At 58.5% G+C, this 21,207-nt stretch carries 20 protein-coding genes, 1 other RNA gene and 1 pseudogene; 11 read left to right on the forward strand and 11 right to left on the reverse strand.

Annotated features, from left to right (window positions below; all coding sequences use genetic code 11):
• Positions 1-49: 49 nt before the first annotated feature.
• Complete coding sequence (locus tag CAL20_RS08370) at positions 50-1,888, reverse strand: gamma-glutamyltransferase family protein (protein WP_094837627.1); 1,839 nt, start codon at positions 1,886-1,888, stop codon at positions 50-52.
• Between the two features lie 211 nt (positions 1,889-2,099).
• On the opposite strand from CAL20_RS08370, the gene CAL20_RS08375 reads away from it, so the two are divergent.
• Positions 2,100-3,074, forward strand: a complete 975-nt coding sequence (locus CAL20_RS08375) for a LysR substrate-binding domain-containing protein (RefSeq protein ID WP_094837799.1) — start codon at positions 2,100-2,102, stop codon at positions 3,072-3,074.
• 158 nt (positions 3,075-3,232) lie between these two features.
• Positions 3,233-3,619, forward strand: a transfer-messenger RNA (tmRNA) gene (ssrA, locus tag CAL20_RS08380).
• A gap of 98 nt (positions 3,620-3,717) precedes the next feature.
• Here ssrA and CAL20_RS08385 read toward each other — a convergent pair.
• On the reverse strand, positions 3,718-4,923 hold the full coding sequence (locus CAL20_RS08385; protein WP_218830700.1) for an ISL3 family transposase: 1,206 nt from the start codon (positions 4,921-4,923) through the stop codon (positions 3,718-3,720).
• A 273-nt stretch (positions 4,924-5,196) separates the two neighbouring features.
• Here CAL20_RS08385 and CAL20_RS25845 point away from each other — a divergent pair, with 273 nt between their 5' ends.
• Positions 5,197-5,379, forward strand: coding sequence for a PmbA/TldA family metallopeptidase (locus tag CAL20_RS25845; protein WP_373558285.1), 183 nt, complete (start codon positions 5,197-5,199; stop codon positions 5,377-5,379).
• Here CAL20_RS25845 and CAL20_RS25455 read toward each other — a convergent pair.
• Together CAL20_RS25455 and CAL20_RS25555 are read right to left on the reverse strand one after the other, a co-directional pair.
• Entirely contained in the window at positions 5,371-5,649 is a 279-nt protein-coding gene (locus CAL20_RS25455; protein ID WP_143277053.1) for a hypothetical protein, read from the reverse strand. The genes CAL20_RS25845 and CAL20_RS25455 overlap by 9 nt on opposite strands.
• Positions 5,650-5,921: 272 nt before the next feature.
• Positions 5,922-6,083: a hypothetical protein gene (locus CAL20_RS25555; RefSeq protein WP_179266633.1), complete on the reverse strand. Its 162-nt coding sequence runs from the start codon at positions 6,081-6,083 to the stop codon at positions 5,922-5,924.
• Positions 6,084-6,220: 137 nt separating this feature from the next.
• On the opposite strand from CAL20_RS25555, the gene CAL20_RS08390 reads away from it, so the two are divergent.
• The 5 genes from CAL20_RS08390 (at position 6,221) to dksA (ending at position 9,014) form a co-directional block, all read left to right on the forward strand.
• Positions 6,221-6,484 carry a hypothetical protein gene (locus tag CAL20_RS08390; protein WP_094837629.1) on the forward strand — a complete coding sequence of 88 codons (264 nt, stop codon included), beginning with the start codon at positions 6,221-6,223 and terminating at the stop codon, positions 6,482-6,484.
• Positions 6,485-6,909: 425 nt separating this feature from the next.
• Entirely contained in the window at positions 6,910-7,368 is a 459-nt protein-coding gene (gene fabZ / locus CAL20_RS08395) for a 3-hydroxyacyl-ACP dehydratase FabZ (protein ID WP_094837630.1), read from the forward strand.
• A gap of 124 nt (positions 7,369-7,492) precedes the next feature.
• Positions 7,493-7,741: a hypothetical protein gene (locus tag CAL20_RS08400; protein WP_094837631.1), complete on the forward strand. Its 249-nt coding sequence runs from the start codon at positions 7,493-7,495 to the stop codon at positions 7,739-7,741.
• Positions 7,742-7,754: 13 nt separating this feature from the next.
• A complete protein-coding gene (locus CAL20_RS08405; RefSeq protein ID WP_094837632.1) occupies positions 7,755-8,498 on the forward strand; it encodes a hypothetical protein in 744 nt (247 codons plus the stop codon).
• A gap of 54 nt (positions 8,499-8,552) precedes the next feature.
• Positions 8,553-9,014, forward strand: coding sequence for an RNA polymerase-binding protein DksA (gene dksA / locus CAL20_RS08410; protein WP_179266634.1), 462 nt, complete (start codon positions 8,553-8,555; stop codon positions 9,012-9,014).
• A 44-nt stretch (positions 9,015-9,058) separates the two neighbouring features.
• Here dksA and CAL20_RS08415 read toward each other — a convergent pair.
• Positions 9,059-9,322 (reverse strand): annotated as a pseudogene (locus CAL20_RS08415) (IS66 family transposase); the annotation flags it as partial.
• 395 nt (positions 9,323-9,717) lie between these two features.
• Between CAL20_RS08415 and CAL20_RS08420 the strand changes: the two are divergent.
• Entirely contained in the window at positions 9,718-10,266 is a 549-nt protein-coding gene (locus CAL20_RS08420; RefSeq protein WP_094837633.1) for a lipocalin family protein, read from the forward strand.
• Between the two features lie 556 nt (positions 10,267-10,822).
• On the opposite strand, the gene CAL20_RS08425 is transcribed toward CAL20_RS08420, so the two are convergent.
• The 5 genes from CAL20_RS08425 to CAL20_RS08445 all read right to left on the reverse strand — a co-directional run bounded on the left by CAL20_RS08425 (position 10,823) and on the right by CAL20_RS08445 (position 17,040).
• The gene (locus CAL20_RS08425) at positions 10,823-12,031 is read right to left on the reverse strand and encodes a PepSY-associated TM helix domain-containing protein (RefSeq protein ID WP_256981388.1); all 1,209 of its coding nucleotides are present in this window, start codon (positions 12,029-12,031) and stop codon (positions 10,823-10,825) included.
• On the reverse strand, positions 12,031-14,559 hold the full coding sequence (locus CAL20_RS08430; protein WP_094837634.1) for a TonB-dependent siderophore receptor: 2,529 nt from the start codon (positions 14,557-14,559) through the stop codon (positions 12,031-12,033). Before CAL20_RS08430 ends, CAL20_RS08425 begins: the two co-directional genes overlap by 1 nt.
• A gap of 104 nt (positions 14,560-14,663) precedes the next feature.
• Positions 14,664-15,677: a FecR domain-containing protein gene (locus CAL20_RS08435; RefSeq protein WP_094837635.1), complete on the reverse strand. Its 1,014-nt coding sequence runs from the start codon at positions 15,675-15,677 to the stop codon at positions 14,664-14,666.
• A gap of 4 nt (positions 15,678-15,681) precedes the next feature.
• Positions 15,682-16,194, reverse strand: a complete 513-nt coding sequence (locus CAL20_RS08440; RefSeq protein ID WP_179266635.1) for a sigma-70 family RNA polymerase sigma factor — start codon at positions 16,192-16,194, stop codon at positions 15,682-15,684.
• A 135-nt stretch (positions 16,195-16,329) separates the two neighbouring features.
• A complete protein-coding gene (locus tag CAL20_RS08445; protein WP_254923981.1) occupies positions 16,330-17,040 on the reverse strand; it encodes a class I SAM-dependent methyltransferase in 711 nt (236 codons plus the stop codon).
• Positions 17,041-17,384: 344 nt separating this feature from the next.
• Here CAL20_RS08445 and CAL20_RS08450 point away from each other — a divergent pair, with 344 nt between their 5' ends.
• Complete coding sequence (locus CAL20_RS08450; protein ID WP_094820373.1) at positions 17,385-18,905, forward strand: DASS family sodium-coupled anion symporter; 1,521 nt, start codon at positions 17,385-17,387, stop codon at positions 18,903-18,905.
• A gap of 10 nt (positions 18,906-18,915) precedes the next feature.
• Positions 18,916-19,971, forward strand: coding sequence for an Ldh family oxidoreductase (locus CAL20_RS08455; RefSeq protein ID WP_094820374.1), 1,056 nt, complete (start codon positions 18,916-18,918; stop codon positions 19,969-19,971).
• Between the two features lie 115 nt (positions 19,972-20,086).
• Here CAL20_RS08455 and CAL20_RS08460 read toward each other — a convergent pair whose 3' ends face one another.
• A complete protein-coding gene (locus CAL20_RS08460) occupies positions 20,087-21,202 on the reverse strand; it encodes a CaiB/BaiF CoA transferase family protein (RefSeq protein ID WP_094820375.1) in 1,116 nt (371 codons plus the stop codon).
• Between the last annotated feature and the right edge of the window lie 5 nt (positions 21,203-21,207).

Below are 21,207 nucleotides of genomic sequence, written 5' to 3' on the forward strand. Positions count from 1 at the left end.
GCGATACAAAATGCGAGTCCCCAGTGCGGGCCCGCTTGTTAAATAGCCATCAACGTCCGGCGGCATAGCTCTGCATGCCGCGCGGATTTGCACCTGCGCGCAGCAGTCTCGCACCATTGCCGGCCGGCTCCCGTGTACACACGCTGATGCGACCCTCGGACCAGGGCGCTCCGACCTTGACCTCATGACCGGCCGCGCGTAACGCGTCCAACGTGCTCTCGGGCATGCGCGATTCCACCGTGATACGGTTGAGCGTTGTCGTGCGTGGCCAGAATGAGCCCGGAAAGTGATCGATATGCCAGGCCGGTGCGTCGATGGCCTCTTGCAGATTCATGCCGCACAGCGCATGGCGCAGGAAAAACGCCACGGTCCATTGATCCTGTTGATCTCCGCCGGGTGTACCGAACGCCATATAAGGCTGTCCATCACGCAACGCCATGCCGGGCGATAGCGTGGTGCAAGGGCGTGCACCTGCGCGCAATTGTCCTGGCAGACCTTCGTCGAGCCACGTCATCTGCAATCGCGTTGTGATCGAGAACCCCAACCCGGGTACGACTGGACTGGACGACAGCCACCCCCCTGATGGCGTCGCGGCGACCATGTTGCCGTCCTTGTCGATCACATCGATGTGGCAGGTGTCGCCGACGAACAGCTCGCGCTCCAGCCACTGGTCCACGGGTGGCAATTGAGCAAAGGTCGGTTCTCCCACACCAAAACGCGTATCGGCTTGTGCCAGTGCACGGCGTGCGGCGTCCAAGTCAGGTAAACGTGGCGTACGTCCGCCAGGCGATCCCGGGACGAGCTCACGCGACGCCTGATCACGAATCAGCGCCGCTCGCGTGCGCGCATAGTCGTCCGACAGCAGATCTGCCAACGGCACATCATTGCAACGTGGATCGCCGTACCAAGCCAGGCGATCCGCAAACGCCAGCTTTGCCGCCTCTGCGATATGGTGCACGAACGTGGGCGAGTCGGCAGCGACTCCCTCTAACGGCAGATGCCGCGCCATCGCCAACTGTTGCAAAAACACCGGTCCTTGCGACCACACGCCGCATTTGGCGACGGTATAGCGGCCAAAATCCACCATGGCAGGTTCTTCGTAGGTCGCCTTCCAATCCGCCATATCCTCGCGGCGCAGCAGGCCGGCATTCCTTTCACCGGTGCAGTCGCGCATCGGGGTACGGTATGCAGCGTCGATCGCCTTGGCGACAAAACCGCGATACCAGATCTCCAGTGCGGCATCGATACGGGCACGCCGATCGCTGCCTTTGTTATTGGCCTCGCTAACGATCCGCGTGTAGGTATCGGCGATGGCAGGCGTGCGCATCAAGTGCTCGGGATGCGGTACTTTGCCGCCGGGCAACCAGACCTCGGCAGAGCTGTGCCATTCCTGGTGAAACAGATCCTGTACCGAATAAATCGCTTGCACAATGCGCGGCACCAGCGGAAAACCATTGCGTGCGTAATCAATCGCCGGACGCAATACGTCTGCCAGTTCCCAGGTGCCGTGATCGCGCAGCATCGTCAGCCACGCGCCAAATGCGCCGGGGACCGTGGCAGGCAACAGCCCCACGCCGGGGACCAGATCTACTCCCATATTCCGGAAATAGGCGGGCGTTGCCAATTGAGGCGCATTACCCTGACCGCATATCGACTGGATACGCGGATCATTTTCGTTCCAGAACAGGATCGGCACCTCGCCGCCGGGGCCGTTCAAATGCGGCTCGACAATCTGCAGCGTAAAGCCGCCGGCGACCGCGGCGTCAAACGCATTGCCGCCGCGCTCCAGCACGCTCATGGCGACCTGCGTGGCCAGCCAATGCGTAGACGATGCCACGCCAAACGTGCCACGGATTTCCGGGCGGGTCGTGAAACTGGGGGAGGACATAGGCGAATACCGGAGGAAAGCGCGGGGAAGAGGAGGTCAGTATAAAGAGTGTAAATAACGGTAATATGCGTATTTCCAATCAATGCATAACCATTTGGTTATGCATTTGTGGGCGTTCAGCGGCGCTATAGGCCGTTTTTCCCCGGCTCCGCCACGGTTTTTTCGTTCGGTTCTTTTTCACCCAGACCTGTTTTTCTTCTTCGTCATTGCCATGACAACTGCGCGTTCGTCCCATTCCGATACTGCCAGCCGTCGACCTGGCGCACGATTGTTTTCACGATTGAAATTGCGGCACCTGACGTTGCTGACTCGATTGGGGCGTCTGCGTTCATTGACGCGAGCAGCGGACGCGATGGGCATCAGCCAGCCCGCCGCGACCAAGGCTCTGGCCGAAATCGAAGATATCTTCGAGGCCCCCTTATTCGTGCGTTCGCGCCAGGGGCTGGAGCCTACGCCGCTGGGCAAGCTGGCCCTGGTGCGAGCGGAACGGATGATGCTGGACCTGGATCATTGGGGCCAGGAAATGGAGGCCGTACGATCAGGACGAGCCGCCCAATTGCGGGTAGGGGCGATTCCCTTTGTTTCCGGCCGCATTCTGACGCCCACGTTGGAGCGCCTGTGCGCCGAAGGCATCAACGTCGTGCTGCACCGAGCGACCACCGATCAGCTCTTAAAGGAACTACGCGCCCACGAAATCGATTGCGTCATCGGCCGCGCCGCAGCGGCCGTCGGCATGAACGACATGTGGCATCAGGTGCTGTACACGCAGCGGCCTGCACTGATCGCCCATCCCGCACTTGCCCGGCGCATCGCGCGCACCAAGCCCGACTGGCGCATGTTGGCCGAAGTAGACTGGATCCTGCCGTCGTCGGCGACGCCCATCGGCAACATGGTGACCGAGCTATTCACCCGCGAGCAAGTTCGCCCACCTGTCGCACGCGTCGAGACCTACTCCATCGACGTGATCTCTGGGATGTTGCGCAACAATCAAAACCTGCTTTCCATTGTTCCAGAGGATATCGCGCATGACATGGAGCAGGGCGGCGGCGTGGCGCGCGTGGCCTGGGAATGGAACTGGGAGTTGCCGCCGGTCAGTTTGATACGCCAGGTGCGCGACCTGCCGCTGGATGCGGAAGAGCGGTTTGCGCAGATTGTGCGAGAGGTGTGTACGACCATGCCCGTTTAAAAGCGGCAGGCAATTTGCCTGGGAACGTACTATAAATGCACGGGCCAGCGCCCCGTTGACCTGCTGGTGAGGCGGGGCGACGGGTGTCACTCCGCCTGTTCCACAGGAGGGGGCGCGGGTGCTTTATTTGGCCCAATTGGAGTACAATACAGAATCTTGGGGCCGATCCGGATTCGACGTGGGTCGCGAAACAACTCAGGGCATGCCGAGCACCAGTAAGCTCGTAAAACCACTGGAACACTTTAAACGCAAACGAAGAGCGTTTCGCTCTCGCCGCTTAAGCGGTGAGCCGCTGCACTGATCTGTCCTTGGGTCAGGCGAGGGAAGGCAACTTCCTAGGGGGCAACCTCGAATCGCAGCAGCGTCCTTTACAAGGAATCGGGCTGCACTGGGGTCACACGGTTCAGTCTTAAATTACGTGAATCGCCATGGTCCGGCCTGTCGATCGGCTAAGTCCATGGTTAAAACTAAATAGGTCGACTACGCATGTAGAACTGGTTGCGGAGGGCTTGCGGACGGGGGTTCAATTCCCCCCGGCTCCACCAAATTAGCAAGCATTAGACAGTGACAGACAGGGGCGGACGGGTTAACCGATCCGCCCTTTTTTGTCGGCTCTACCCCGTAAACGGGGGATGGGCATTCATCAGACTCGGTTAATCACACCGTTCCAACCGCACTGAGCCAAGACTCTCATGCGGTAATTCTCAAAATTTCTGAACCCAAACGCCCGGCGTGAGAGCATCTCCATCTTCGTATGGAATCCCTCGGTGATCCCGTTGGACTTGGTGAAACGCCACATTCGTACGATCGGCTCCAGCCACGATAGTAACGTCGCGGCCAGCGCCTTGGCCGGACTTTGCTCGAACTGCCGGATCAACGCCAGGAATTTGGGTAGCATTTTCTGGGAGCGTTCGGCCTTCAGGCTCTTCAGGACTAAAAAGCCGTTGAGCTGCTGCTTGGCAAAATACAGCGCCTGCAGCACCGGCATCTGTGCCAGGTACTGGTGCAGGTTTTCCTTCTGCAGGGCGGTCAGTTTCCAGTGATGGCGGCGCATCAGGCTTAATAGTCCACGGTTTCTGCGACCGTCGGGATCGTGCTGTTGCCACAGCTTGAGGAAATGGTGATTCACCAGCCGAATGACGTGGAAACGGTCAGCCACAATCATGGCATTGGGGAAGTACCGTTGGGCAATTCGGCGATAGGTCTCGGACAAATCCATGACGATGACCCGCACGTGTTCCTTGCCCGGCAAACGCTGCAAATAGCGATGCAGACTGTCTTCTGAGCGCCCCAGCACGACATCAAAGACCTTATGGTTCTTTAAATCCACCAGCGTCGTGGCGTAGCCCTTTTTACGACTGAAAAAGTGTTCATCGATCCCCAGCACCTGTGGGCAAGCCCGGCTCGAGAGCTCTGAGACGCGCTGCCTCACAAACGATTGATACCAGCGCTCGACCGTCGCACTGCCGATCCGGTGCGTGACCGTCAGCTTGCGTTGACTAACGCCACCCTCGTGGGCCTCAAATACCTCCAGCCGATAAGCCTCGGTGGCCCGAAGCCGAGGGCGAATCCCAGAAAATCGATGCCGGAAATAGCGATGGCAGTCAGTACAGTGGTACTTGGGCACGCTCAGGTGCAACACCATCAACTGATTACCCTGACGAGTGTGTTTAACGGTGCGCCGATGCGTGGCCTTAATGCGCAATCCGTCGTGCGAACAATACTCGCACACCGGCCGCTTCGCCGGCCTGGCCCAGACGTGAATGTCTCGGCGCCTCTCGACCCGCTGAACTACTAAATCCCGCAACCCTAAGATAGAATCGACTGGGGACATCGGCATTGCCTCCATTAAACCTGTTTCTTCGCAAAAACAAGTCTAATGAATGTCGGTGTCCCCCGTTAATGATGTAGAGCCGATTTTCTGACCTGTTGGTCTCCCTCCCATCGACGCCCGGTTGTGTAATGAGCGAAGACCGGGCCGCCAGCTAGGAACGCAGTTGGCTTCTGTTGTGACAGCGCCTGCAGTGCCGGTCCGAGTAGCTTGATCTCGCCCCATTTCAGGGCGACCATCTCGCTCGTTCTCAGTCGGGTCCAAAACATGAACTGCCATTGATTGAGAAGAGTGGGCGGGCAACATGAGAGAATTCGTGCCCGCTCGTCCGGTCTAAACGGGTCTATCCTGTCTCGTGATTTTGGTGCCTCTTTGCGCCTATACGTCCAGCTGCGCATTGGATTCGCGTCGATCAAATCGTCATCAATGGCGGATGTCAGAACCGCTCGCAAATTGAAGGGTGCCTTATCGTAGCCCCAGCAGGACGCCAAGCGCCACCACTGCGGCGGCGCATATAGCTATCATTTTCCATGGATTATCGCGCACGAATTCGGCTGAGGCGTCCGCTGCGCTTTCCAGATTATGCTTCGTCGCGGCGTGCACAGAATCAAACCAACGATTACTGTCGTCACTTGGCGATTCGCCACCTCCTTGAGGAAGGTTCTTGACTTCATTATCCGAAGTTACCGGAGATGTATTGCCCCGAGTCTGTGATTGGGAACCGGTGTTATTTGGGCTGTTCATTGAGTGCTCCTAGAAAGAGCAGAAGTACTTTTCGTACGACCTCGATGTCGTCTATTGCAGTCGTCTCACATTACGTGCTTTTGACACTTTGAGTCACCATAATGTGCTGCTGCTGCCGACCCTCGTGTTCAGACGATGAGTCAGCACACAACGGTGCCCCGCCCCTTGCCACTCGGCGCTCCCCCAAAGAAACATTAGATCTAGTACCTACGGTCTATCTTCGATTGGGGGCAATATGGACATAGGATCGGGTTACCTAACCTAGATCTAGGCTATTGGGGGGTGCTTTGTTTGTTCGGATCGCTTTGAGCCTGCTTGCGCGCAGCATCCTCTTTTTGCTGCTGCGTTTGCTGGTCTTGCGATTGGTTGGGTGCTTGCTTCTTGTCCGGCTCGTCTGGGGTGACGGAAGCAGCGAAGCGGGTGGGAAATGTCATGATGGTACCTCTTAGGTTGCTGTGGCTGGATGCCACCTCTTCACGGTGCGCTCTTGCTGCCTTTTTCCCTAATGTTTAATTGAAACAATTAATCATTTGGTGAGCTGTACACTAATCTTGGTTTTCGGGAGATCAACATGACCAAGTCAACGCAGCAGTCTGACAATGAGCGATGGGATAGTGAGGGCGGGTCGCAAATTGCTGAGCTAGCTAAATCATTAGCAATAGATGAGTTGGAGGAGACGGATCGGCGCATTCTTGCGTTTCTGGGCGCGTCGGTTCTTTGCCTGTGGGACGAGCTCCCAGACGACGCGCGCCAGAAGGTTCTTAACGGAGAGTTGGTTCAAAGAACGTTTGATGAGTCTGTCGTGAAAGCTCGACTTGCTCTCTTATTCAAGTAGCAGAGGGCGCCGCTGGTCAATGTCCAGGAGGGGAGATGTGGATTTGCAGACATTGTGGAGTAGAGGCGAAGGCCGGAGAAACTGACGCTGAGCATGACGAAGACGGATTCTATTTTCGGTGTCGTAGATGCCAGTGTCGCAATAGCTTGATTGACGCCGCGCGTAGAGACGTCGGCAGCGCTGTTGGGTTGATTCAACCTGACCCGTAAGTTGGCTTTCTTTGACCGATCTCTCCCTTAGGCGCAATTGCCATACTCTTTACAAGAGTCATGGGCGCCGTATGGCTGCCCGCTTGCGCCCCTTGCTGCCAAGGCAATCGCGATAAGAGTCGCTCGATAGGATGTGTGTGTGGGATACTAGGCGTTTGATCCATGTCTGGATCAATGCCTTAGTCACGGGTTCCAGTGATACTACTAGAGGTTGCTATGGACCTGGACATCAAATCTATCATGGGGCGCCTGCCGCATCGTTACCCCATGCTCCTAATAGATTATGTCGTCGAAATTGTTCCCCGGAGCAAGATTGCGGCCATTAAAAATGTGTCAGCTAATGATCCATTTATCGCCCATGGTCAATGCATGCCGGCCGTACTCATTGTCGAGGCAATGGCACAGTCGGCAGCTTTGTTTTCCTTTGCGGATGAGGGAGATGAGCGACGTCCGGAGCAGGGGAAGGCCGTCTACTATTTTCTTGGGATCGATGATGCAAGGTTTTTGAAGCCGGTCGTCCCTGGAGATCAGTTGTGCATCGAGGTAAAGGCATTGAGGTTAAGCCGCGCGATTTGCAAGTATCATGGGCAAGCATTTGTTGATGGACAGCTCGTGGCTGAAGCCTCGATACTGTGCGCCATACGCAACTCTCCCGAGTTGCTTGCGTCTCGATAAGAGGGGGTCTGCTAGATCCAAATGCCAATGCAGACGTAAGGTCACAGCGGTTGCTTAGCCGTTCTGCTGGTCGGACCCACGCGATACTGTAAAGGCTCAACATACTAGTCTGAGGCGTCGTATCATGAGCAAATCAAAGGGCGACGCGCAAAGCGTCGTCAGTATTCGGGTAGGTGCACTTGCGGGCCCCAGCGATGTCCTGATGTTGCGTATAGACTATGTCACAAATGGTGTCCACGGAGAGAATAGTGCCACCACCACTTCGCGGGTGAAGGTCTTCACGCTGACCAATGGTCAAGCAGAAGATTTGGCAATGCAACTTAACAACGCGCTTCGTTGGATCGAAGGTAAGCCGCGTGATCGTTTCCATTGACAGACGCTGATTCATGGCGGCTTTTCAGTCGAAGGCCGCCTTTATGGAGTTAGCCAGCACGTTGCGCAGCGCCAGCCATCTGAAGGTCGACCGAAAAGCGCGCGAGCTGCTGGTGCAAAAATGGACATGGATCGCACCGCGCAGCAAGGCGTTGACGGCGGCGGTGGAGGACACGCTCGGCAGATTCGAGCGTTTTCAACTGGCATCACCGAGGAACCACGCAAAGATCGTTATTTACACGCTAGAGGTGTATGCTGGATGCAAGCGTGCATGTGGCGGTGCACTTCATCATTGCTGGACTACATTCAAGGAGCGAATGGTCATGAAGATCCTGGAACGCTTCTTGGCACGCGTGCTGCACGTTTTTGTGAAATTGCTGCCACGCGCCGATGACCCCACCCGGAGTGAAACTCCGATGTCGTCGCCCACGCGACGTCATGGAGACGCTATGCGGTCGCCGTGGCGGATTTATCGCTTATATGCGATCAATTCAAGGCTGCTGTTGCGGGGAGAAACTGGTCGGATCATCAGCATAGGGACTTATGCCGGTGATGCGCCAATAATGAAGTACAACCTGGGGGCTGGCGCCACGCGTGGGCCATGCTCATCGTTGCCCTTGCTGTTGGCCGATGTCTCCGAACATTTGACTGCGTCCAAACTTGAACTGTCCCTGGCGCAAGCTTCAGAACATGTGATTGCGTCTGTCGAGTTGGATCGCAGTCCTCACCTTGATGTATCGCTGCCCCTGCAACCGTGAGAATCGGCGCCGCATTGGCCGGCGGGCAAGAGACCACTCATTTAGGAGGTGGCTATGAAAATTCCGTCCACTCAACAGGCCCGAGCCCTGGCAATGGCCGATCATCCATTGACGCTGGCTGCCCTATTGAAAGCGCCCAAACGCGATTACATGTCGGAACGGCAATTGCAGTTTTTTCGCCTGCTTTTGATCAAGTCTCGCGCGCAGCTGTTGGCGTCCGCGTATGACATGCAGATTCGGCTCAAAGAGGACGAGGTCCACGCTGACCCCTCTGACAAAGCGTCCATCGAAGAAGAGCATACGCTTGAACTGCGGCTGCGCGATCGAGAATTCAAGCAATTGCGCAAGGTCGATCAGGCCTTGGAGCGTATCGAGGACGGGACTTACGGATGGTGCCGAGACAGTGGAGAGCCCATCGGACTAGGCCGGCTATTAGCGCGGCCCACTGCGGAGCTGTGCATCGAAGCACAGGAACGCCACGAGCGGATCGAAGCAGGCAGAGCAAATCCGCGCTGATTCAGACTTGCGGAGCCTGGCTGAGTCGTTATAGGAACCCGGGCGCGTTGCTCCTCGCCGGCACGGCCCTGCGCAAAGTCGTAGATCACCGCCTTCAGCGAGTCAAAGACACCAGGTGCATATGCCCAGAGATACGCGCGATGAGTCTTCTTGTTGCCAGGCTGGAGCATCTGCACCGGCGTTTCGTCGGCATGCATCACGCGATGTGCGAAGATCGCCTCTTGCCGGTATAGCGGTAGATGGTCGGCGTACTTGGCCACCAATACGTGAGCCACCAAGCCAGTGGTGGCCATCCACTTGTCGATGATATGCTCTTAAATATGTCCTACCGTTTCAAGATGGGTTGCCCGGACGTTAACACCAAATTGGCAAGTCTTACATGGTGACAGACAGGGGCGGACGGGTTAACCAGTCCGTCCTTTTTGTCTGCAACTCCAGGTAATATAGCCCTCATCTACATTAGAGCTTTGGGACCCATCACAATGACGGATACATCACCGCAGCGTTGCCGCTGCTCATGTGCGCGGTGACCTTTGGCATCATTGGGCTCTCCATGAGCAATCTCACATTCATGCTGTTGGGTGCCGGTATGCTCATTGGGGGAGTGCCTCTGCTAGTGATGGGGATGAGTCGGCCTCGAATGGCGAGCAAATAGCTATTCTGTTCACTCCGTTACGCTCACAAGATTCATTAGGAGCCCGCCATGAAGCTTTTGATTGCTGTGCCGCTGCTTGCAGTATTTGTCGGCTGTGCGACGCAAACGCACAACTTGCCTACGCAGGCCGACGTCAATCTGGAGAAGTACGCGGGCACGTGGTACGAGCAAGCGCGGTTGCCGAATCGCTTCCAGGAGGATTGTGCAGGCGATGTCCGGGCCGATTACACCCTTCTCGCCAACGGATCGATCGAAGTCGTGAATCAGTGTCGTACCAGCGACGGAAAGACGAAAGTCGCTCAGGGCGAAGGGCGATTGGCGACAGCGTTTGACCCGCCAGATCCAGCCCGCCTGGAAGTACGCTTCGCACCGAAATGGACATCATGGCTGCCCATGGTCTGGGGCGATTACTGGATCATGCGATTGGAAGGAAACTACCAGTATTCGCTGGTCGGCACGCCGAATCGAAAGTACCTATGGGTGCTATCCCGGGAACGCAGCGCGGACGATGCGACTGTTCGTCGATTGCTTGACCACGCCAGGACGCTCGGGTTTGATGTGGACCAAGTAGTTCGCACCAAGAACAAATCGAATTAGCAGGATTATCGTGGCAACGCAGCGATTGCCAGATCGAATCGCAATGCATGCCAAAGAGCGACTACGCCCGTGTAAACCAGAAGCTTGAAGGGTGGCCGGCCAAAAGAAAGCCACCCGCAGGCGGCCAAAAGAAAACCGCCCGCAGGCGGTTAGTGAGCAAGCGCGCAGCGCTGTTCTTTTAGTTCTTATTTCAACCTCTCCTGTGGTCTCTGCTCGCGAGCCGCAATCCCAATTCCTGCATGTATTCCCGTAGCTCGTGTTCGGCGGACGTCGCCTGACTCGGCGCCGGAGTAGGAGTGGGATTGATCAATTGCCGTCCGGCAGCAACAGCGCGCCGAGCGCGTAATTCAGATTCTGATAAAGGTTTAAGTGTTTGATGGTAGAAAGACTCCATCGCCATCTCCTGATTTGTGCAGCATGAGCGTGAAGTGATCGCTCAGGGTTCAACCTTACATGCGGCTCTGGAATGTGACCAATTCAAGAATTGCAAAGTGTGCAGTTATACGCAATGGCTGCCTCGGATTTGATCTTGCATGCGCCGCTCATTTACATCAGCCTAGAATGATCGCAACTTGGTCGCCGTCCGTGCCCGACGCTTGCGCACCCAGATCACCAGGCCGGTCACGCTCAGTGTTGCAACAAAAATTCCCATGAACGAGATCAACACGCGCCCCGGCGTGCCCACAATCCGGCCTGAGTGCAGTGGCAACTGCGCCTGCATGAACACGTCGCCCCATGAGCCTTGACCCGGTACGTGTTCGCCGAGGACCGCACCTGTGTTTCCGTCCAGATAGAGAACCTCGTTACCCATGCCGTCGTCATCTCGGTCGTTCTCCGGTGTGAAGAACGTCACACCATAGATACCGAAGCGCTGGGCATAGAAGACAGACCCCGCAGGAGCCTCCCAGCCGCGGCGGCGGCCCTCGGCCTCGGCCGCCGCGATGGCTTGTTCACGGTCCACCAGCGGATCGGCCAATTCCCGCTCTCGACTACCCTGGCGAATCTGGAAGGGGGTAGGCGTCAGGGGCGAGAACACCGACACCAGCGGCCGCATCACTTGCGTTCCCAGGTTTAGCGACACCGAAGTGACGGCCAGCATCAGCAGCAGACCCCACACCCACACGCCGCCGGAGCGATGGACGTCGAAATTGAGCTTGGCGCCGCCCTGCCGCAGCCGGAAGCTCAGTGATTTACGCCAGCTGCGTGCACTGGGAAACGAGATACAGAGCGCCAGAAAACAGTCGATAATCCATACCGCCGACACCACGCCCATCAGCCACACGCCGAAGTCAATACCCCAACCCTTGGGGATATGCATGGTGTAGTGCAGCTTGTAGAGAAAGGGCAGCAGGTTCTCGCGCGACAGCGATATCTGGCCCCACTGTCGCTTCCCTTGGATCTGGCCGGTAGCCGGGTCCACGGCCAGTTGATTAAAGCCGAGGCGGTACGGCGCGCCTGTGACGGGATCGATGCGTGCAGCGACGCCCAGCATCGCCGTATGGCCAGACTCGAGCGTCAGTGGCACAAAGCTGACCCGCAAGCGCGGATCAGCCGCCTCGACCCGGCGTGCCAACTCCAAAGGAGAAAGCGGATTATCCGTCTCACCGGAGGCGGCCACATACAGGTCGGGATTGGCCCACTCGTCGAGTTCGTGATTCCAGGCGATCACCGCGCCGGTCAAGCCAGCGACGAACAGGAAAACGGCGATGAACAGGCCGCACCATCGGTGCAGCACCACCAACGCGCCACGCATGCCGGCGCGCATCAGAACTGGTACCGCGCCGACAGCGTCACACTGCGCGGCTCGCCATAGCCGTTACTCGGAAAACTCACATTGCCGGACAGCGCGTTGTAGTACTTCTTGTCGAAGACGTTGTTGATGTTGAGCTGCAGGTCCAGCTTCGGTGTGGCCTGCCAGCCTACTACCAAGTCGGCCAAGGTGTAGGCGCTTTGGCTGATGCGAAAGGGCACACCGCTCGTGGTGCCCTTGTTGTAAATGGCGCCCTGGCGGTAGACCGAGCCGCCGATGCGCCAGCCTTGCAGAGCGCCAGACAGTCTATACATCGTCGACAGCTTGAACAGGTGTCGCGGCGTGTCGGTATCGAACAGCTCGCCCACATTGTCGGGATTCGCATCCCTGCGATAGCGTGCGATGGCCACCGTGTAGCCGAGACTCACCTGCCAATTTGGGGTGATGGCGCCTTGCACCTCAAATTCCACACCCTGGCTGCGCACCTTGCCAGCGGCCGAATAGCAGGTGACGGTCGGGTAGCCAGCGCACTGGGTCTGATCGGTGCTGCGGAAGGCACGGTTTTTCTGGTCCATGCGGAACAATGCTGCCGAAGCATTCAGCGCGCCATCGAAGTATTCGCCCTTGATGCCGATTTCGTAGTTTTCACCGATCACTGGATCCAGCAGATTGTTGCTGGCATCCATGTAGTTTTGAGGTTTGAAGATGTCGGTATAGCTGGCGTAGACCGAGTGCTGGTCGTTCAGGTCGTAGACAATGCCGGCATACTTTGTCAGTTGGTTATTGATGCTGTAGCGGTTATGCGCACTGACGGACGGCGTATTGGCGGTAAAGCTGGGATACGTGTTGACGGTGTCGTTGTAGTCGAACCAGTCCAACCGCCCGCCCAATATCAGCTTTAGCCGATCCGTCACATTGAGACGCGTCGTGGCGTATAAGCTTTGCTGGGTGATATTGGCGTCCATCCAGTCCCGCAGCGGGATGTTGGGATTGGCAACGGCGCTCGAGTCGAAGTCGTAGAGATCGAGATCGTCGTACAGCACCACGCCTTGGCGGCTGTTGCCGTCGAAATCGACATCACGGTAGCTGGCGCCCAGGACCAGCTCATGAGTACGGCCCAGCAGTTCAAATGGGCCGTTGGCATAGAGGTCCACGCTGCTCTGCTTTTCCTTATGGGCGTTACGCGCACCTAATTGGCGGTATTTATCGGTGGTGACGTTGTAATTGAGGTAATGGCCCAGCATGTCGACCTCGGCCTGCGCGTAATAGGCCGAGAGATGCGTACGCCAGCCGTTGTCGAATCGGTGGTCGAGCCCCACGAATGCCGAGGTGGTGTTCTTGTTCCAATGTTCCCAGTCATTGGCATACGACGTGGATCGAGGCAGATCCAGATCACTGCCGTCGCGGGCCACGGGCAAACCGGTGAAGCCATTCCCATGCAGCCGGCTCTCCTGATGCAGCGCGCTGAGCGTGAGCGTGGTGGAGGCGCTCAGATCCTTTTCCAGAATCCCGTAGAACGTCTGGCCGCTGCTGTCTTCGCCGCGCTTGTAGCTTCCGTAGTCCTGAGTGGCAATCACCGCGCGGCCGCGCAGACTGCTGTCCTTCGATAGAGGACCAGAGGCGTCCAACTCGGCTCGATAGTGGTCCCAGCTGCCAGCGCTCACGTCGGCGGATACCTGTGGCACATCGGTCGGCCGCTTGCGCACCAGGTTGATGGCGGCCGATGGATTCCCTGCGCCCTGCACCAGTCCAGTGGCACCACGCACGATCTCCACGCGGTCATAGACCGCCATATCGGTGGACAACAGGTCCTGTGACAGATTGGAGCTGTCCAGGCTCACGGGCAGGCCGTCGAACATGAGGTTGTCGACGTACATGCCCCGCGCATAAAAGGAAGCGCGCTCCGGCCCGAAACGACGGTACGTCAGGCCGGGTGCAGCTTGCACCACGTCGTTGATCGTCTGCAGGTTCTGATCCTTGATGAGTTCGCTCGTAATGACGGTGACCGACTGCGGCGTTTCGCGCATGGACAGGTTGAGCCGGGTGGCTGTGCTCATACTGCCGGTGGTGTACGAGTCCGTGCCCTCGGTCGTGCCGTCGGCGGCAGTCGCGCCGGTCACCATGACCACGGGTAGCGTGGCAGCGTGGGACGCCTCCGGTGTCTGCGTAGGGTCGACACGCAGCACGAACGCGCCATTATCCAGTTGCTCGGCCCGAAGGCCGCTGCCGGCGAGCAATAGGGCCAGCGCGCCGGCGGCTGGATGCCGCCCATTCACGCCGGCCGTCCGTTTGCCCTCGGTTTGCTCGGCGGTGAAGGTCAACATGATGTTGGCCGTGCTGGCTAACTGACGCAATGCGGGAGCTAGCGGCCCGGGCGCAATCCTGAAGTCTGCCACGGCGGTCCCGGCAGCAGCGGTGGCGGTTTGAGCATGCACCAGGGCTGGTGCGCCGGCCGCGAGGGCGACGGACAGCGCTAGCGAGGCAAGCGCAACAGCAGATAAATGTGGACGCTCCGAATCGTGGGCGCGGTGCGGGTTCGGCATGTTCTTCCTCTTGACTGGACCTCCGAAAATTCCGGTCCCTCATAAGGTAGGTGCCGCGAAAACGCCAAACGGGCAGTCGATGCGAAAAATTTTTTTTCGTGGCCTTAATCAGCCGGTACGACAGTCGCCCAGAAACGAGTACGCCACTGTACGCGTACCGGCAGCACGCTGGGCAGCGTGGCCAGGATGCGGTCGGTGTCGGCCAAGGGGAAGACCCCCGAAAGACGCAGACCCGCGATTTGGGGATCGACGCGCAACATGCCCGGCCGGTAGCGATCCAGTTCAGCCAGAAAGTCGTCCAGCCGCTGCTCGTCAGCCACCAATTGACCCCGGGTCCACGCATCCGCGCGCTCGTCGATCGAGCGCGGCGCGTCGACTGCGTTGCGGCTGAATTGGGTCTGTTGGCCAGCGTGCAGCAGACGCGCACTGCCGGACTCGGCCCAGGGGGAGATTTCCACTGCGCTTTCCAGAACCGCAACACTGGTCCGCCCGGTGCGCTGTCGTACGGTGAAACGGGTGCCCAGCGAACGGATGCTGCCTTCGGCAGTCGTCACCAGCAGCGGCCGCGGATCGGCCAGGCCCGGCCCATGGCGGGTGGTGATCATGATCTCGCCCGCCACCAATAGGATGCGGCGCTGGTTCGCATCGAAGCGCAGATTCACCGCGCTATCCGTGTTGAGCGTCAGCCGGGTGCCGTCATCCAGTGTGAAATCGCGTTGCTCACCGGTGCTGCTGCGGTAATCGGCCACGCTCGCCTGCCAGGTGCCAGAGCGAGAAGCGAGGAGCCCGACGCCGGTGGCTAATCCACCCCACAGCAGCATTCGGGTGGCCCTTCGGCGGGCGGTGCAGGACGGCCGGTCGCTCGCGCCGTAGGATGACAGGGCAGCGTAAGCCGAGGCGCGCTCCAACGATTTCATCCGGCCCGTGACGGACTCGACGTGCTGCCAGGCGGCTTCATGGTCGACATGCGCCTGGCGCCATTGACGCCATTGGCGTTGCTGCTCATCGCCAGCCTCTCCGGACATCAGCAGGGTGAGCCAGTCCGCAGCAGCATCCGCAGTAGCCCGACTGATGATCCTGCCGCTGGGCAGAGTCAACGTGTCGTGATGGGAGGCCATGAGGTCAGACCGCCAACGCGAACATGCATTCGCGGTTGGCCCTGGTCAGATATTGCTTTACCGAACTGGTCGAGGTCCCCAACCGCTCGGCGATCTCGGCGTAGCTCAGTTCGACCAGGTGTGCCAACAGAAAGGCTTCCCGCACCTTGGGAGGTAGACCATCGAGCACGCGGTCGATCTGCTGCAGGCTCTCGACGGCCATCAGCCGCGCTTCCGGCGAGGGGGCGACTTCTTCCGGCAGGCAGGCGAGGGCCTCGAGGTAAGCGGTTTCGAGCAGCTGCCGGCGGTGGCGGTGCGCGAGGAGCCGACGGGCGATGGTCGCCAGGAATGGGCGAGGCTCCCGGATCTCGACAGCCGCAGTCTTGCGGTCCAACAGGCTCAGAAAAGTGTCCTGCGCCAGGTCGGCTGCTGCGAACGTGTCGCCTACGCGCCTGCGCAGCCAGCCCTGAAGCCACGTGCTGTGCTCGACATACAGCCCGGCCAAATCACCGGTAATAGGTTGGTCCTGGGCGGGCATGGGGAAAAAATGGGGAAACCCCAAATCAAATGAGAATGGATCGCATTATACATAATCGAACTCATCGATTCGGCTGGCCGCCGTTTGGCGAGTATGGAGGCTCGTTCCAAACCTGCTGCGGTCGTCACACGGCAGTCAGCGCTCTGCACTCACCACGAGCCACCGCCCATACATCGACTGCAGACTTCCCACCTGTTTCCAATAACTCGCCTCGTCCTCATCCACTGCGTTCGCAACCTTGCGCCGGCAATACGTTTCCCCAGGCCAGCCCAACAGCCGTTCGATCTGGCGCTTTGGCTTCGGCTCATCCACCTCGTGCAATTCAATTCGCTGAAATCCCAAAGTGCTGAGCATCAGGTGTAGTTGAGGAAATGAAAATGGAAAATGCGTGATGTAGTCACCTCGATTTTTCCCATACATTGGGCTGAACCCAGAGTGAAATCCTCTCAGTAAGAACTGGCCCCGCGATCTGACATGCCATGTGTTGGGCGTGGTGACGATCAGCTTACCGCCAGGGCGCAGCACATCGCGAAAGCCTTTCAGGGCAGAGCCTGGGCTGGTGAGCAAATGAATCGCTTCGCAGCAAACTACCGCATCGTATTCGCGGGGCATCTTGGGCAAGGGCTCGTCCAGATCGTGTTCACGGACCATCCCATAGGCAGGTACCTCCACTGGGTATTCCCACAACGCCAAACCGTCGATCTGCAAATCCGGCTGAAGTCGGGAGAATTCATGTCCCAGCCACCCATGGCCGCATGGAGCATCCAGGACCGCGCGAGCCGGCTGCCTTTGCAAGATATCGAGGACCACCGGGTGATAGGGCTTTTTGATCAGGTGTGGCTGCACTGTGGTTTCCGTCCGTACGGCGTGTCGTACAAGCGTAAGCCAAGAATGCCTGAAACTCTCGTGCATAGATGGGCTTGTCTCGGCCAGAAATGAGCGAATAGGACAGGGGGAGGGGAGCCGCGCCGTTCGTGATCGGCGTCGATTATCACGAAGGGAATTGACTACGTGGATTGGTATTGATATTTCGCAATAATCTTGTGCAAAAGTGGGGAGTGTTTCTCGTTTCACTGTTACATTGTTATAGAATGTTCCCGTGTTGCCTGCGACCTGTTGTTATTCGCGGCGCCTATCCGCGAACAGCTCTGGTTGCATTCGACACCCTATTTTGGTTACCGGAGAAAGGCATGTCTGAGCCTGTAGCTGTTCCCGTTAAACCCGCCTCACCTGCGGCGCCGCCCGCGAGTCCCCCCAGCAAAGCAAAGATCCCCATTGGCTTGATCGCCGGGGTCATTGCCATGCTCGTTGTTCTGTTCATGCCGATGTCTGATGCGCTTCCGGTTGCGGGGCATCGCATGTTAGCCATACTGGTATTTGCGGTGGTGGTATGGATCACCGAAGCCGTGTCGTACGAAGCCAGCGCCATCATGATCACAACCTTGATGGCATTTTTATTGGGTACCGCCCCGACGGTGCAGGACCCGAATGTCGTGTACGGTACGTCTCGGGCCATCACGATGGCGTTGACGGGGTTTTCAAATTCTGCACTCGCCCTGGTGGCTGGCGCGCTGTTCATTGCCGCCGCCATGACGTTTACCGGCTTGGATAAACGGATCGCACTGGTCACCCTATCTAAAGTCGGCACCAGCACGCGCCGCATCATGATGGGCGCGATCGCTGTCACGATTGTGCTCAGCCTGGTGGTGCCGTCTGCGACGGCGCGCAGTGCTTGCGTGGTGCCGATCATGATGGGTGTCATCGCTGCGTTCGGCGTGGAAAAGCGCTCGCATATCGCTGCCGGCATCATGATCATCGTGGCGCAGGCCACCAGTATCTGGAACGTCGGTATTCAAACAGCCGCCGCGCAGAACCTGCTGACGGTGGGCTTTATGGACAAGATGTTGGGCCAGCGTGTGGCCTGGTCTGACTGGCTGGTGGCCGGTGCGCCGTGGGCCATCATCATGTCGGCATTCCTCGTGGTCCTCGTGTTGAAGCTGTTGCCGCCCGAGACGGATGCAGTCCAAGGCGGCAAAGAAGCCGTCGAGCAATCGCTGCGTGACCTGGGCCCCATGACCGGCCCGCAAAAACGGCTAATGATCGTATCGGTTCTGTTGCTGCTCTGCTGGTCAACGGAAGGGAAGCTGCATCATTTCGATACGACCTCGACGACGTATTTTGGTTTGGTGTTGCTGATGCTGCCTCGCATCGGCGTCATGACATGGAAAGACGTGCAGTCGCGTATTCCGTGGGGTACGGTGATTGTGTTCGGGGTGGGCATTAGCCTGGGTACAGCACTATTGACCACGCAGGCTGGCCAATGGCTGGGAGCTCAAGTGGTGGCCAATACGGGACTAGATAAACTCGGATCTGTAGGCATCTTTGCGATCCTGGGCGCTTTCCTGATTTTGATCCATCTCGGTTTTGCCAGCGCGACTGCGTTGACGTCCGCCATGCTGCCGATTCTGATCTCGGTGCTGCAAACCTTGCCGGGCGATTTCAACCGACTGGGCATGACGATGCTGCTGGGTTTCGTGGTGAGCTACGGCTTCATGCTGCCCATCAACGCACCGCAGAATATGGTCTGCCTGGGTACGGAAACCTTTACCGCCAAGCAATTTGCCAAGGTCGGTATCGGCATCACGATCGTGGGTTTCGGGCTGATGTTGGTGATGGCTGCAACGTACTGGCGCTGGCTGGGCTGGATGTAGGGGTGCTGCGATGAAGATACGTATCGAAGACGCGATCGCTTATGGCACCGCGCTGTTGGTCGCGCAAGGCGTACCGGATGATATTGCCGCCAACGTTGCGGAGCACTTAGTGGAGTCGGATCGGGTTGGCTATACCAGCCACGGCCTTTCCATTCTGCCAAGCTACCGCAAGGTGTTGGAAAAAGGCCTGGCCAACGGCTCGGCGCGTCCCACGGTCATGTACGACCATGGGCCCATGCTGGCCTTCGAAGGCAATCAAGGCCTGGGCCAGCATGTGGGCAAGGTGATCATGCAGCAGGCCTTGGAACGCACACGCGAACACGGTCAGTGCATTGTGACGCTGCGCAATAGCCATCACCTGGGTCGCATGGGCTTTTACGGTGAAATGGCCGCCCACGACGGCTTTATCCTGCTGGCTTTCACCAACGTGATCAACCGCGAGCCCACCGTCGCGCCGTTCGGCGGTGCGCAGGCCTGCATGACGACGAACCCCTTGTGCTTTGCGGGCCCGCTGCCAGATGGCCGCCCGCCTTTTCTGGTGGACATGGCGACGAGTTCGATTGCGGTGAACAAGGCGCGTGTGTTGGCCGCAAATGGACAACAGGCACCGGAGGGATCGCTGATCGATGCGCAAGGGAATCCGACGACGGATCCTAATGCGTTGTTTACCGATCCTCCGGGGGCGTTGTTGCCCTTTGGCGGGCACAAGGGCTATGCGATGGGTCTGGTGGCTGAGTTGTTGGCTGGTGTACTGTCAGGCGGCGGTACCATACAACCAGCTCGTCCGCGCGAAGGCGCAGCGATGAACAATATGTTCGCGCTGCTGCTCGATGCGCGTGTGGGTTTCCAAGCGGATTGGCGCATTCAGGAGGTCGGTGCTTTTATCGACTATCTACATGCGTGCAAGCCGCAACCGGGCGTGGATGCGGTCCAGTATCCGGGTGAATACGAGGCCGCGAACCGCGCGCTGAATAAGCATCAGATCGAGTTTGCCCCCGCGATTTGGGACAGTCTGGCGAAGCTGGGCGGAGAGCTCAATGTGTCACTGCCGGCATCGGCGGACTGAGTTGCCTCAGTTCTGATCCCAGGCGTTTTTGCTGCGATCGACGTGACGCTATCTGGTGCACGACGATCGCGGCAACGTAGCTGCATAGCGGCCGGCTGGCGGGCAGCTGTGTCGACTATTCACGCAGCCAATCATCCAGGACTTCCTCGGTATGTTGTCCAGGAGCAGGCGGCGCACTGCGTACGCTGGCAGGCGTGCGGCTGAACCGCGGTGCCGGCGCGGGTTGCACGACACTATCCACCTGAACAAAGCTGCCACGCGCCACCATCTGCGGATGGTGCGGGGCCTCGGCCATGGATAGCACTGGCGCGTAACAGGCATCACTGTCCGCCAAGCGCTGTTCGATCTCGGTCAACGTCATGGCCGATACCGTGTCGGCGATTATCTGACGCAACCGAGGCCACGCGGCGTGATCGTTGCGGGGCGGCAATGTTTCTGGATCCAAACCCAGGCCCCAAATCAGTTCTTCATAGAAACGAGGCTCGACGGCAGCGAAAGACACATAGTGTTGATCGCAGGTGCGATAAACGCCATACCATGGCGCTGCGCCGTCTAACAGATTGGACCCGCGCGCGTCACGCCAGACGCCCGAGGCGCGTAAACCATACGTACTGGCCATCAGCAGATTGGCGCCGTCGACCATGGCGGCGTCGACCACTTGGCCCTCGCCGGAATGCCGGGACTCGATATGAGCTGCCAACATGCCTGCTAATAGCAACATGCCGCCGCCACCAAAATCACCGATCAAGTTCAGTGGCACGACAGGGTCGCCATCTGCATGACCAATGGCGTGCAACGCTCCAGTCAAGGCAATGTAGTTCAGGTCATGTCCCGCGACCTTTGCCATCGGTCCGGTTTGGCCGAAGCCCGTGACGCGGCCATAGACCAGTGCCGGATTGCGGGCTAGGCAGTCCTGTGGCCCGATGGACAGCCGTTCCATCACGCCGGGGCGGAAACCTTCAATCAGCATATCCGCTTTGTCCACCAGGCGCAGCAGTGTTGCGACGCCCGTCTCTGTCTTGAGATCCAATGCCACCGACCGTCGGCTGCGATTCAGGACTTCGAATGTGGGCGGGATGGGAATTCCCCGCGCTGGAGCATTGGCGCGTTCGATGCGCACCACGTCGGCGCCCATGTCGGCAAGCATCATGGCGCAAAATGGCGCGGGACCGAAGCCCGCCATCTCGATGACACGAATGCCATTAAGCGGGCCATTGTTGCTATTCGGCATGTTGT

Source organism: Bordetella genomosp. 4 (assembly GCF_002261185.1).
In the GTDB taxonomy this organism is placed as follows: domain Bacteria; phylum Pseudomonadota; class Gammaproteobacteria; order Burkholderiales; family Burkholderiaceae_B; genus Bordetella_A.